Origin of the sequence: Streptomyces sp. NBC_01537 (assembly GCF_045040445.1) — a bacterium.
Taxonomy (GTDB): Bacteria; Actinomycetota; Actinomycetes; order Streptomycetales; family Streptomycetaceae; genus Actinacidiphila.
Genome location: NZ_CP109392.1, coordinates 2,874,306 through 2,886,953, shown reverse-complemented (window position 1 = coordinate 2,886,953; position 12,648 = coordinate 2,874,306). Strand labels below are relative to the sequence as shown.

General features: G+C 70.3%; 10 protein-coding genes. 9 read left to right on the top strand and 1 reads right to left on the bottom strand.

Annotated elements, in window-relative coordinates; all coding sequences use genetic code 11:
- Positions 1-202 precede the first annotated feature (202 nt).
- Positions 203-1,030: an enhanced serine sensitivity protein SseB C-terminal domain-containing protein gene (locus OG607_RS13245; protein WP_405722812.1), complete on the top strand. Its 828-nt coding sequence runs from the start codon at positions 203-205 to the stop codon at positions 1,028-1,030.
- Positions 1,031-1,054: 24 nt separating this feature from the next.
- Here the strand turns inward: OG607_RS13245 and OG607_RS13240 are convergent, their stop codons facing one another.
- Complete coding sequence (locus OG607_RS13240) at positions 1,055-2,572, bottom strand: DUF885 family protein (protein WP_405722809.1); 1,518 nt, start codon at positions 2,570-2,572, stop codon at positions 1,055-1,057.
- Between the two features lie 599 nt (positions 2,573-3,171).
- Here OG607_RS13240 and OG607_RS13235 point away from each other — a divergent pair.
- The 8 genes from OG607_RS13235 (at position 3,172) to OG607_RS13200 (ending at position 12,578) form a co-directional block, all read left to right on the top strand.
- Positions 3,172-4,167: an ABC transporter permease gene (locus OG607_RS13235; RefSeq protein ID WP_405722806.1), complete on the top strand. Its 996-nt coding sequence runs from the start codon at positions 3,172-3,174 to the stop codon at positions 4,165-4,167.
- 135 nt (positions 4,168-4,302) lie between these two features.
- On the top strand, positions 4,303-6,057 hold the full coding sequence (locus OG607_RS13230) for an ABC transporter substrate-binding protein (protein WP_405722804.1): 1,755 nt from the start codon (positions 4,303-4,305) through the stop codon (positions 6,055-6,057).
- A gap of 125 nt (positions 6,058-6,182) precedes the next feature.
- Positions 6,183-7,181, top strand: a complete 999-nt coding sequence (locus OG607_RS13225; RefSeq protein ID WP_405722802.1) for an ABC transporter permease — start codon at positions 6,183-6,185, stop codon at positions 7,179-7,181.
- Positions 7,178-8,281: an ABC transporter ATP-binding protein gene (locus tag OG607_RS13220; protein ID WP_405722800.1), complete on the top strand. Its 1,104-nt coding sequence runs from the start codon at positions 7,178-7,180 to the stop codon at positions 8,279-8,281. The genes OG607_RS13225 and OG607_RS13220 overlap by 4 nt, the downstream gene beginning before the upstream one ends.
- Positions 8,282-8,292: 11 nt before the next feature.
- A complete protein-coding gene (locus OG607_RS13215) occupies positions 8,293-9,339 on the top strand; it encodes an ABC transporter ATP-binding protein (RefSeq protein ID WP_405722798.1) in 1,047 nt (348 codons plus the stop codon).
- Positions 9,340-9,420: 81 nt separating this feature from the next.
- Entirely contained in the window at positions 9,421-10,590 is a 1,170-nt protein-coding gene (locus tag OG607_RS13210; protein WP_405722796.1) for a cysteine desulfurase family protein, read from the top strand.
- 24 nt (positions 10,591-10,614) lie between these two features.
- Positions 10,615-11,781: a tRNA 2-thiouridine(34) synthase MnmA gene (gene mnmA, locus OG607_RS13205; protein ID WP_405722794.1), complete on the top strand. Its 1,167-nt coding sequence runs from the start codon at positions 10,615-10,617 to the stop codon at positions 11,779-11,781.
- Positions 11,778-12,578: a PaaX family transcriptional regulator C-terminal domain-containing protein gene (locus OG607_RS13200; protein WP_405722792.1), complete on the top strand. Its 801-nt coding sequence runs from the start codon at positions 11,778-11,780 to the stop codon at positions 12,576-12,578. The genes mnmA and OG607_RS13200 overlap by 4 nt, the downstream gene beginning before the upstream one ends.
- Positions 12,579-12,648: the final 70 nt, after the last annotated feature.

The window sequence follows — 12,648 nt, the reverse complement described above, 5'->3', positions numbered from 1 at the left end:
GCGCCGATAGGGGGCGCGGGTGAAGGAGCGGGGCGAGGGGCAAGTCTGGCAAGGCGGAGGAGGGAGGCGCAGCGGAGCTGCGGCGACCGACGACAACGCCGCCAGGCGCCGCCCATCGCCCCGCGACGCCGCGCAACCTATCGGCGCGGCCTCTGAATCAAGGGCCGAGGCTGCTGTCAGTGGAGGCGCCTAACCTGGTTTGATGAGCTTGAGAGACGAGCTCGACAGAAGGGGCGGCCACGTGAGCGCGGGCGCGGGAGCGGGTGGCCTGGAGCATGCGCTCCAGCAGGTGACACCCGGGAGATACGACGCCTACGAGGACCTGCTCAGGGCGCTCGCCGACAGCCAGGTCTGGATGCTGCTCTGGCACGGCGCCCCCGGCACCGCCGAAGCGCAGTACGGCAACATGGAGGTCGCCGGGTACGGCTACGCGCCCTGCGTCACCTCCCCCCGGGAGCTCGCCGCCAGCGGCTGGGCCCGCGCCCACGAGGTCATCTCCGGCCGTGACATCGCGTCCTCGCTGTTCCCCGACCGCTGGGGCCTGTGGCTCAACCCCCACGCCCCCGGTGGCGGTGTGGGCGTGCCCTGGCTCGACCTGCGGCGCGTCGCGGCGGGCCTGGACCGCCTCCCCGCCGGGCCGCTGGGCATCAGCGAGCCGGCCCTGCAGATCCCCCAGTACTACGCGCTGCTCGTGCAGCACGCCCACCGCACCCCCGCGGTCCGGGCGCTGCGGCGGGCCTGGGTCCAGCCCGCCCTGGGCGAGCCGTATCTCGCCATCGGGCTCGACATGTACGACACCGGGCCCGCGGCCGTGGAGTCGGTGCGCCTGATGATGCAGCAGTCCATCGCCGGTGTCCCGCAGGGCCTGCCCGTCTCCACCGTCGCGATGGCGGACGAGTACGACCCCGTCGCCATGTGGATGCGGGTGCGCGCCACGCCCTTCTACGACCGCGACGCCCACGCCCCGGCGCCCTCCGCCGCGGCGGGCGGCGCGTCCTGGGCCGGCTGGGCCCCCGGCCCCACGGGCTGACCGGGGGCCTGCGCGCCCGGGGGCCTACGCGGCGAGCGCCGCGTCGATGAGACCGAGCGGGGGGCTGCCGAGGGCGAGCAGGGCGCCGTGGAAGCGCTCCAGCGAGAAGGAAGGGCCCCACTGGCGGCGGGCGCGCTCGCGCAGCCGGAGAATCTCCAGCTTGCCCCAGGTGTAGCGGCCGTAGCCGGCGTCGAAGGTGCCGCGACGGGCCTCCGAGGCGGCGGCGGCCCTCGCCAGGTGCGCGTCGCGCATGAACAGGGCGGTGGCGTCGTCCACCGTCAGCGCGCCGGTGTGCAGCCCGATCGCACAGGACAGCCGGGTGACCCGCACCAGCGCCTCCAGGGCGACCCCGATCGCGAAGCGCGGATCGCCGTCCCGGAAGCCCTCCTCCAGGCAGACCTCTTCGACGTAGTGGGCCCAGCCTTCGCAGAAGGACAGCGAGTGGAGCGCCCGCCGCACCGCCGTCGGCGCGTGCCGCAGCGCGCGGCCGTGCGCGAAGTGCCCGGGGGCGACCTCGTGCACCGTGATCGCCGGCAGGCTCGTACGGCTGAAGACGGACAGCCACTCCTCCCGCTCCGGCTCCGGCCAGTCCGGCTCCGGCGGGGTGACGTGGTACCAGGAGGCGGAGTCCGGTTCCCCCGGGGCGGCCCAGGTCATCATGGCCATGGACCAGCGGCGCGACGGCGGGGCCGGGCCGACCCGGCACTCGCCGTCGAGCCAGGGGACGAGCCGGTGCTCGCGCGTGAAGCCGATGACCTCCTCGGTCAGCCGGGCCGCCTCCGGGATGACACCGTCCGCGTCGGGGTGGTCGGCGAGCAGTTCGGGAATCAGCTCGCCGACGCCGCGCGCGGGGTCGAGCCGCTCGCAGGACCGCGTCAGCAGCTCGGTCAGCCGGGCACACTCGCGCTCCGCCTCGCCGGCCAGCGCGGACAGGTCGACGGCCACCCCCTCCTGGCTGCCCATCAGGGCGGCCAGCGCCGCTCCGCCCAGCCGCGGGTCCGGGTCACCGGTCTCCGCGGCGCGCGCGATGTGCGCGACCAGCCGCCCGTGCGCGGCCAGCGCGGGCACCGCCTCGGGCTCGCGGTCACCGTCGAGACCGGCGGCGAGGCCGCGTACGGCGCCGAGCAGGGCGCCGGCGACCGGCGCGCTCACCCGGTCGAGTGAGGCGATCGCGGCGTCGACGGCGTCGGGCCACTGCAGCAGGTGCCGGCGGCGGGCCTCGGCGCGCTGCCCGGCCGGCGCGTACGCGCGGTCATAGGTGGTCAGTTCCAGATTGGACAGGTGCGGATAAGGATCGCGGCGGTGCAGTTCCAGCTCGCCGTACTGGACCTTCAGGGTGTTCTCGAAGACCGACAGATGGGCCTCGTCATGGGGGTCCGCCAGAGTGTTCCCGGCCCGCCGCGCGTGGGCGAGTGCGGATAGCCCGCGGCGTACGCCCTCCGGCGAGAGGTCCTGCACCTGGCCGTCGTACGCGTGCAGGCCGGCCATCTCCCGGACCAGGGGAACCATGAGGTCGCACACCGCGTGCAGCCGATCATCCATGCCCCGAAGGTAGCGCCCGATCGGGCCCGGCACACAAACGCCTATTACCGCGTTTCGGGAATTACCCGGTCGTTCCCGGAAGGGTGCTGTGGAACCGGAACCCGCAAATCCGGGCGAAGCTTCCCGTTTGAATGGTGAACCGGGTCCGTATTCACCGCGAAGAAATCGCGGACTGTCGACGGAATACCGGTCACGTCCGGTCCCGCCCCTGCTCGCGGCGCCGTCAACCTCCCGTGCGCAACTGGGGGAACCCCTACGAAATCCCCTGGTCCGGCCCTTGCGGAACAGAGGGTTAACCCTCTGTTCGAGGGTCGGTGCGGGTGATGCGGATGACCCCCCGAGGGGCCGGTCGTACGCCGGTTGCAACGCCCCTGAAATAAAAGCGGTGATTACATCACAGTTGCGCATCGCTTCGTTGCTGGACCTGGTGTGTGATCGCACAGGCAATGAAGACTCCGTCCCCAAGGTGACACACAGATTTCTATGTCGTCTTGACGACAAAGCTTTGCCCGACAGCGTCGGCCCGGTCTGACGACCCGGACGGGCAGATCAGGGACGCCGATGCCGGTCACCGCCGGCAGGGGGATGCACGAGGAGAGATGACCGCACCGCTGCACGACACCGCTGCCGCCGAGACGGCACTGACCGACATTGCCGCCGGTGAGCCCGCCAAGGCCATCGAGGGCAGGTCGCCCGGCCGCATAGCCTGGGACCGGCTCAAGCGCGACAAGGTGGCTCTCGCAGGCGGCGCCGTCGTCCTGCTGCTGATCCTGGCGGCGGTCTTCGCCCCCGTACTGACCAGCCTCCTCGGTCATCCGCCGGACGAGTTCCACGCCGACCAGATCAACGCCGACCTGGGTACGCCCAAGGGCGCCTTCGGAGGCATCTCATCCGACTTCCTGCTCGGCGTGGACCCCACGTTCGGCCGTGACGTCTTCAGCCGGATTCTGTACGGCGCGCGCATCTCGCTGATCGTGGCCTTCCTCGCCGCCGGGGTCTCGGTGGTCATCGGCGTGCTTCTGGGCACCGCCGCGGGCTACTTCGGCGGCTGGATCGACGCGGCGATCAGCCGGACCATGGACCTGCTGCTGGCCTTCCCCCAACTGCTGTTCACCATCGCGCTGGTGTCGGTGATGCCCAACAGCCTGCTGGGCCTGAGCGGTACGGGTGTCCGGATGGGCATCCTGGTCGTTGTCATCGGTTTCTTCGGCTGGCCGTACATCGGCCGCATCGTGCGCGGACAGGCACTGTCGCTGCGTGAACGCGAGTTCGTCGAGGCGGCCAAGAGCCTCGGCGCGGGCAGCGGCCACATCCTGCTGCGCGAGCTGCTGCCGAACCTGGTCGCCCCGGTGCTGGTGTACACGACGCTGATCATCCCGACCAACATCCTCACCGAGGCCGCCCTGAGCTTCCTGGGGGCCGGCGTGAAGCCGCCCACTCCGTCGTGGGGCCAGATGCTCTCCGACGCGGTCGGCATCTACCAGGCGGATCCCATGTACATGGTGATCCCCGGTCTCGCGATCTTCATCACCGTGCTCGCCTTCAACCTTTTCGGCGACGGCCTTCGGGACGCTCTCGATCCGAAGGGCAGCTGAACCGCTCTCCGTGTCACACCCCGTCCGAGCAGGTGTCCGAACCAAGGGCGCCCCGGCCGGACTTTCCAGCTCCGGGGACGGCCATCTGCCCCCGGCGGTCCACCTGGACCGCGACTATCAGGAGGATTCATACCGATGACCCGCAGACGGACACTCGCGGCGACAGGTCTCGTCGCTGTGATGGCACTGACCGCGGCAGCGTGCGGCGGCGACAAGGACAGCGACACGTCGAGCAAGGGCGCGGGATTCAACGCCGCCGCGACGAAGGTGGTCAACGCCTCCGACAAGAAGGGGGGCACGCTCAAGCTGTGGTCCACCACGGACTTCGACTCCCTGGACCCCGCGCGTGCCTACATGGCCTCCGCCTGGAACTTCCAGCGCCTCTACGCGCGTACTCTGCTCGCGTTCGACGCCAAGCCCGGTGACGCCGGTCTCAAGCTCGTCCCGGACCTGGCCTCCGCCGAGCCGGTGATCTCCGCGGACGGCAAGACCTACACCTTCAAGCTGCGCAGCGGCCTGAAGTTCGAGGACGGCTCGGCGATCACGTCCAAGGACATCAAGTACGGCATCGAGCGTGTCTTCGCGCAGGACGTCATCAGCGGTGGCCCGGTCTACCTGATCCAGTCCCTCGACCAGGGCCAGAAGTACCCCGGTCCGTACAAGGACAAGTCCGCCGACAAGCTCGGTCTGAAGTCGGTCCTGACCCCGGACGACTCGACCATCACCTTCAAGCTGGCCAAGGCGGACTCCAGCTTCCCGTACCTGCTGGCCATGGGCAGCGCCTCGCCGGTCCCGCAGAAGCTCGACACGGGTTCCAAGTACGGCGAGAAGCCGGTCTCCTCCGGTCCGTACAAGGTCCAGTCGTACCAGCCCGGCAAGCTGCTCACCATGGTCCGCAACACCCAGTGGAGCCAGAGCACGGACCCGTTCCGCAAGGCGCTGCCGGACAAGGTCACGATGACCATCACGACCAACGCCGACGAGATGGACAACAACCTTCTCGAGGGCAAGGCCGACATCGACTTCGCGCAGACCGGTCTGTCGCAGAACGCGCAGATCAAGGTCCTGCAGGACGCCAAGCTCAAGGCGAACACGGACGACCCGTACAACGGCTTCATCCGCTACGTCTCGGTCGTCCCGAAGGTCGCCCCGTTCGACAACATCCACTGCCGCAAGGCCGTCCTGTACGCGGCCAACACGACCGACCTGCAGACCGCCCGCGGCGGTTCGGTGGCCGGTTCGACGTACGGCAGCATGCTGCCGCCGAACATCCTCGGCTCGGACAACTACGACCCGTTCAACCTGACCAAGGGCAAGGCCCAGGTCGCCAAGGCCAAGGAAGAGCTCGCGGCCTGCGGTAAGCCCAACGGCTTCACCACCACCATCGCGGTGCGCAACAACAAGGACAAGGAAGTCAAGTCCGCGGTGGCGCTGCAGGCGGCGCTGAAGGCGGCGGGCATCACCGCCAACATCGACCAGTACGACGGCAAGCTCAGCGGCTCCGTCACCGGTTCGCCGTCCGTGGTCAAGAAGAAGGGCTACGGCCTGATCATCATGGGCTGGGGCGCCGACTACCCGAACGGCTCCGGCTACCTGCAGCCGCTGGTCGACGGCCGGTACATCGTCCAGAACGGCAACTTCAACTTCTCCGAGATCAACGACCCGGAGATCAACGGCTGGTTCGACGAGGCCGCCGGTCTCACCGACCCCAAGGCCGCCGCCGCGATCTACACGAAGATCAACCACAAGGTCACCGATGGCGCCTACTACCTGCCGATCGTCGCGGACAAGGCGCTGAACTACCGCAACCCGCGGCTGACCAACGTCTTCATCAACGAGGCGTTCGGTGAGGTCGACTTCCAGGCCCTGGGCGTCAGCGACGGCAAGTGACCTGCCACCGCCGAACCCCGTAACAAGTAGTTCGTACAGCTAGCCCGAAGGGCAGGTGAAGGCCCCGCCGGGGCCGCCGGAGACTCTCACAGCAGAGACCGGCGGCCCCGGGCAGGCCGAGCGCAGTGCTCGTGTATCTCATCCGACGGCTCATCAACGTGGCCGTTCTGCTGCTGGTGGTCTCCGCGATCACCTTCGGCATCTTCTTCATGGTGCCGAAGCTCACCGGCAGCGATCCGGCCCTGCTCTACGTCGGAAAGATCGCCGACAAGGCCGCTGTCGAGGGCATCCGCCACAAGATGGGCCTCGACAAGTCGATCGCCGAGCAGTACTGGCTGTTCCTGAAGGGCCTGTTCATCGGGCGCGACTACAGTTCGGGCCCGGACATCACGCACTGTTCGGCGCCTTGCTTCGGTTACTCCTTCAAGACCGAGCAGGAGGTCTGGCCGGTACTGCTGGACCGGCTGCCGGTCACTTTCTCGCTCGCCGTGGGGGCCTCGGTCATCTGGCTGACCGTCGGCACCGGCACCGGCATCGTGTCGGCGCTGCGCCGCCGTTCGGTCCTGGACCGGGTCACGATGATGACGGCCCTGGCCGGCGTCTCGCTGCCGATCTACTTCACCGGTCTGCTGGCGCTGTCCGTCTTCGTCCACCTCCTCGGCTGGCTGCCCAACGACTACGTCAACTTCACGGACGACCCACTCGAATGGGCACGTAACCTGATCCTGCCCTGGATCACCCTGGCGTTCCTGTACGCCGCCACGTACGCCCGGCTCACCCGCGCGACGCTGCTCGAAGTCCTCGGTGAGGACTACATCCGCACCGCGCGCGCCAAGGGCCTGAAGGAGAACACCGTCATCGGCAAGCACGCGCTGCGCTCCACGCTGACCCCGATCCTCACCGTCTTCGGTCTCGACGTCGGTGCGCTGATCGGCGGCGCCGTGCTCACCGAGAAGACCTTCAACCTCCGTGGTCTCGGCTACGAGGCGGTGCAGGCGATCAGCGCGAGCGACCTGCCGGTCATCCTGGGCGTCACCCTCTTCGCCGCCTTCTTCGTCATCATGGCCAACCTCGTGGTTGACCTCCTCTACGCAGTCGTCGATCCCCGGGTGAGGCTCGGATGAGCAAGCTGACCAAGACCTCCGCCGTCCCCGAGATGGTGCCCGAGGACGGCCGGCCGGCCGCCGCGCCGCCGGAGTTCCTCTCCGTACGCGATCTCAAGGTGCACTTCCCGACCGACGACGGGGTGGTCAAGTCCGTCGACGGACTCTCCTTCGACCTGGAGAAGGGCAAGACCCTCGGCATCGTCGGCGAGTCCGGCTCCGGAAAGTCCGTCACCTCGCTGTCGATCCTCGGTCTGCACCGGACCGGTGCCCGAAGCCGCAACGCCCGGGTCTCCGGTGAGATCTGGCTGGACGGCGAGGAGTTGCTCGCCGCCGATGCCGACCGGGTACGGGAGCTGCGCGGCCAGAAGATGGCCATGATCTTCCAGGACCCGCTCACCGCGATGCACCCCTACTTCAGCGTGGGCCAGCAGATCATCGAGGCGTACCGGGTGCACCACCCGGAGGCGGGCAAGAAAGAGGCCCGCAAGCGCACGATCGAGATGCTGGACCGGGTCGGCATCCCGCAGCCCGACCGGCGCGTCGACGACCACCCGCACCAGTTCTCCGGCGGTATGCGCCAGCGCGCGATGATCGCGATGGCGCTGGTCAACGACCCCTCGCTGCTGATCGCCGACGAGCCGACCACCGCGCTGGACGTCACCGTCCAGGCCCAGATCCTGGACCTGATCCGGGATCTGCAGAAGGAGTTCGGATCCGCGGTCATCATCATCACCCACGACCTCGGAGTCGTCGCCGAACTCGCCGACGACATCCTCGTGATGTACGGCGGCAAGTGCATCGAGAAGGGCTCGGCCGAGGTCATCTTCGAGCGGCCCGAACACCCGTACACGTGGGGCCTGCTGGGATCCATGCCGCGACTCGACCGTGAGCGGACCGACCGGCTGAACCCGGTCAAGGGCTCCCCGCCGAGCCTGATCAACGTGCCCTCCGGCTGCGCATTCCACCCCCGCTGCCCGTACGCGGACCTCACCGGGGGCGCCAGCCAAACCGTCGTTCCCGAACTGTACGAGGTCGGCAGCAGGCACTTCGCCGCCTGCCACCTCGGTCAGGCGGACCGGGAGCGCATCTGGACCGAAGAGATTGCGCCGAAGCTGTGAAAGGCCAGGAGATGACGATCCCCCCGCAGACGACCGCCGAGGGGGTGGCGGCACCTCCCGACCGCCCGGTTGACGGAGAGCCGCTGCTCAAGGTGAGCGGCCTGGTCAAGCACTTCCCGATCACCAAAGGACTGCTGCGCCGCCAGGTCGGCGCGGTCAAGGCCGTCGACGGCCTCGACTTCCACGTCATGCCCGGCGAGACGCTGGGCGTGGTGGGCGAGTCGGGGTGCGGCAAGTCCACCATGGGCCGGCTGATCACCCGGCTGCTGGAACCGACCGGCGGCAAGGTCGAGTTCGAGGGCCGGGACATCACCCACCTCGGCACGTCGGCGATGCGCCCGATGCGGCGCGACGTACAGATGATCTTCCAGGACCCGTACTCCTCACTGAACCCGCGGCACACGGTCGGCACCATCGTCAGTGCGCCGTTCCGGCTGCAGAAGGTCAAGACCGAGCACGGGACCAAGAAGGCGGTCCAGGACCTGCTGGAACTGGTGGGCCTCAGCCCCGAGCACTACAACCGCTATCCGCACGAGTTCTCCGGCGGCCAGCGGCAGCGCATCGGCATCGCGCGGGCGCTGGCGCTCAAGCCGAAGCTGGTGGTCGCGGACGAGCCGGTCTCGGCGCTGGACGTGTCCATCCAGGCGCAGGTGGTCAACCTGCTCGCCGACCTGCAGAGCGAGCTCGGGCTCACGTACGTGATCATCGCCCACGACCTGTCGGTCATCCGGCATGTCTCGGACCGGATCGCGGTGATGTATCTCGGGAAGATCGTGGAGATCGCGGACCGTGAGAGTCTCTACGGCAAGCCGATGCACCCGTACACCAACGCGCTGATGTCCGCGGTGCCGGTGCCGGACCCCAAGCGGCGCACACAGCGCAAGCGGATTCTCCTCACCGGTGACGTCCCCTCGCCGATCTCCCCGCCCGCGGGCTGCCGCTTCCATACCCGCTGCTGGAAGGCGACAGAGGTCTGCAAGACGACCGAGCCGCCGCTGGTCGCCCTGCAGACCGGCCACCAGGTGGCCTGCCACCACCCGGAGAACGCGCCGGAGTAAGAGGCCTGGCCGATGGGGCGCGCGGCGTCGCGGACACGGCATGAAGGCCACCTGGCCGCCCCGGATAGAATCGGGGCCATCATGGCCTACCTCGACCACGCCGCCACCACTCCGATGCTGCCGGAGGCGGTGCGGGCGATGACCGACCTGCTCGCCGTCACCGGCAATGCCTCCTCCCTGCACGCCTCGGGCCGCCGGGCCCGCCGCAGCGTGGAGGAGTCCCGCGAGTCGCTGGCCGCCGCGCTCGGCGCCCGGCCCAGCGAGGTCGTCTTCACCGGCGGCGGCACCGAGTCCGACAACCTCGCGGTCAAGGGGCTGTACTGGGCCCGCCGCGACGCCGACCCGCGACGCACGCGGATCCTGGTCAGCCCGGTCGAGCACCACGCCGTCCTGGACGCCGTCGAGTGGCTCGCCGAGCACGAGGGCGCCCGGGTGGAGTGGCTGCCGGTGGACGCGTACGGGCGGGTGCACCCGGAGGCGCTGCGCGAGGCGATCGTCCGCGACCCGGGGGATGTCGCCCTGGTGACGGTGATGTGGGCCAACAACGAGGTCGGCACCATCCTGCCGGTCCGCGAACTGACGGCTGTGGCACGGGAGTTCGAGATCCCGATGCACGCCGACGCGGTCCAGGCCTTCGGTCAGGTCGAGCTGGACTTCGCGGCCTCCGGGCTGGACGCGATGACGGTGACCGGCCACAAGGTCGGCGGGCCGTACGGCGTGGGGGCCCTGGTGCTGCGCCGGGAGGTCGCACCGGTACCGCTGCTGCACGGTGGCGGCCAGGAGCGGCACGTACGCTCCGGGACGCTGGATGTGCCCGCGGTCGCCGCGTTCGCGGTGGCCGGAACGCTGGCGGCCCAGCGGTGGGAGGCCTTCGCGCGGGAGGCGGGCGCGCTGCGCGACGACCTGGTCGCGAAGGTCCGGGCCGCCGTCCCGGACGCGATCCTCAACGGTGACCCGTCGGCTGCGGGCCGGCTGCCCGCCAACGCCCACTTCTCCTTCCCCGGCTGCGACGGCGACTCCCTGCTGATGCTGCTGGACGCCCGGGGCATCGAGTGCTCCACCGGCTCCGCCTGCACCGCCGGCGTCCCGCAGCCCAGCCATGTGCTGCTCGCCATGGGCACCGACCCCCTGCTCGCCCGGGGCTCGCTGCGCTTCTCGCTGGGCCACACCTCCACCCAGGCCGACGTGGACGCCCTCGCCGGGGCCATCGGACCGGTGGCCGAGCGTGCCCGCAGCGCGGGGCTTGTCTGACCCGGCGCGTACTCTGGTAACGCTATGACTGACTCCTCAAGCGCCCCCCGCCGCCTTCGCGTGCTCGCCGCCATGTCCGGCGGCGTGGACTCCGCCGTCGCCGCCGCCCGCGCCGCCGAGGCCGGCCATGACGTGACCGGCGTCCATCTCGCGCTGTCCGCGAACCCCAAGTCCTTCCGGACCGGCGCGCGCGGCTGCTGCACGATCGAGGACAGCCACGACGCACGGCGGGCCGCCGACGTGATCGGCATCCCCTTCTACGTCTGGGACCTGGCCGACCGCTTCCGCGAGGACGTCGTCGACGACTTCGTGGCCGAGTACGAGGCCGGGCGGACCCCGAACCCGTGCCTGCGCTGCAACGAGAAGATCAAGTTCGCCGCGCTCCTGGACAAGGCGCTCGCGCTGGGCTTCGACGCCGTCTGCACCGGCCACTACGCCACCATCGTCACCGCGCAGGACGGCAGCCGGGAGCTGCACCGGGCCTCCGACGCGGCCAAGGACCAGTCGTACGTCCTCGGGGTGCTGGACGAGCGCCAGCTCGCGCACGCCCTGTTCCCGCTGGGCGACACCCTCACCACCAAGGGCGAGATCCGCGAGGAGGCCGCCGCCCGCGGCCTGTCGGTCGCGAAGAAGCCCGACAGCCACGACATCTGCTTCATCGCTGACGGCGACACCCAGGGCTTCCTCGCCAAGCACCTCGGCACCGCCGAGGGCGACATCCTCGACACCGACGGCAACAGGCTCGGCAGCCACACCGGCGCCTACGGCTTCACCGTCGGCCAGCGCAAGGGCCTGCGCATCGGCACCCCCGCCGCCGACGGCAAGCCGCGCTACGTCCTGGACATCTCCCCGGTCGACAACACCGTCACCGTCGGCCCGGTCGACGCCCTCGACGTCACCGCCCTGACCGCCATCCGCCCCCGCTGGTGCGGCACCCCGCCCGTGGGCTCCGGCACGTACACCGCCCAGCTGCGCGCCCACGGCGAGGACGTCCCGGTCACGGCCGAGCCGGGCGAGAACGGCGAGCTGCGGGTCCGCTTCACCGGGGAGCCGGTGCGCGGGGTCGCGCCCGGCCAGGCGGTCGTGCTCTACGACGGCACGCGGGTCGTCGGCTCGGCGACGATCGCGACGACCGAGCGGCGTATGCCCGCCTCACGTACGCCAGCCTCAGCCGCCGCCGACGCGAGGTGAATCCGCAGTCGCTGATGCTGAGCTGCTTCGGCATCCATGCCCTGGGCCAGGACAAGGCCTTCGCCACCGGTGGCCTGATCGAGCTGTTCGGCCGTGCCGGGGTCGGCGAGGATGCGGTGCGGTCGACACTGACGCGGATGGTCGGCCGGGGGCTGCTGGAGCGTCACCGGGTGGGCCGCAAGACGTACTTCGGGATCACGCCGCGCGCCGCGTCCGTGCTCCAGGACGGCCATGACCGGGTCTGGCACACCGGCGCGGTCAACCGGGCCTGGGACGGCACCTGGACGCTGGTCGGCTTCTCCCTCCCCGAGGCCTGGCGGCGCGAGCGGCACGACCTGAGGTCCCGTCTGGTGTGGGGCGGCTTCGGGCTGTTGCAGAACGGGCTGTGGGTGGCCCCGGGCGCGGTGGACGTGCCCGCGCTGGTCGAGGGTCTCGGCCTGGACGGCCACCTGAACGTCTTCCGGGGCGCCGCCGCGACCGGCCCCACCGACGCCCGTGCCGTCCTGGAGTCCGCCTTCGACATCGAGGCCATCGCCAAGGGCTACCGCGCCTTCCTCGAACGCTGGTCCGGCCCCCGGCCCGCCCCCGAGACCGACGGCGACCTGGCCCGGCAGCTCCTGCTGCACACGGACTGGCTGGAGCTGGTCCGTACCGACCCCCACCTGCCCGCCGAGCACCTGCCCGAGGACTGGCCGGCGGCCGGCGCCGAGGAGCTCTTCCGGACGCTGGCCCGGCGCTACGAGGCCCCGGCCCGCGAGGAGGCGGGCCTTCTGCTGGACGCGATTGCGGTCCCCTGACGACCTCAACATTGGGCAGTCTCTTGACGGCCGTCGAAAATTAGCCCTACATTCAGCGCGTCCCAGGGCG

What these genes read in the sequence shown, in the direction of transcription:
- OG607_RS13245 (WP_405722812.1), top strand. Translation starts at nt 203, where the DNA reads ATGAGCTTGAGAGACGAGCTCGACAGAAGGGGCGGCCACGTGAGCGCG.
- OG607_RS13240 (WP_405722809.1), bottom strand. Translation starts at nt 2,572, where the DNA reads ATGGATGATCGGCTGCACGCGGTGTGCGACCTCATGGTTCCCCTGGTC.
- OG607_RS13235 (WP_405722806.1), top strand. Translation starts at nt 3,172, where the DNA reads ATGACCGCACCGCTGCACGACACCGCTGCCGCCGAGACGGCACTGACC.
- OG607_RS13230 (WP_405722804.1), top strand. Translation starts at nt 4,303, where the DNA reads ATGACCCGCAGACGGACACTCGCGGCGACAGGTCTCGTCGCTGTGATG.
- OG607_RS13220 (WP_405722800.1), top strand. Translation starts at nt 7,178, where the DNA reads ATGAGCAAGCTGACCAAGACCTCCGCCGTCCCCGAGATGGTGCCCGAG.
- OG607_RS13215 (WP_405722798.1), top strand. Translation starts at nt 8,293, where the DNA reads ATGACGATCCCCCCGCAGACGACCGCCGAGGGGGTGGCGGCACCTCCC.
- OG607_RS13210 (WP_405722796.1), top strand. Translation starts at nt 9,421, where the DNA reads ATGGCCTACCTCGACCACGCCGCCACCACTCCGATGCTGCCGGAGGCG.
- mnmA (WP_405722794.1), top strand. Translation starts at nt 10,615, where the DNA reads ATGACTGACTCCTCAAGCGCCCCCCGCCGCCTTCGCGTGCTCGCCGCC.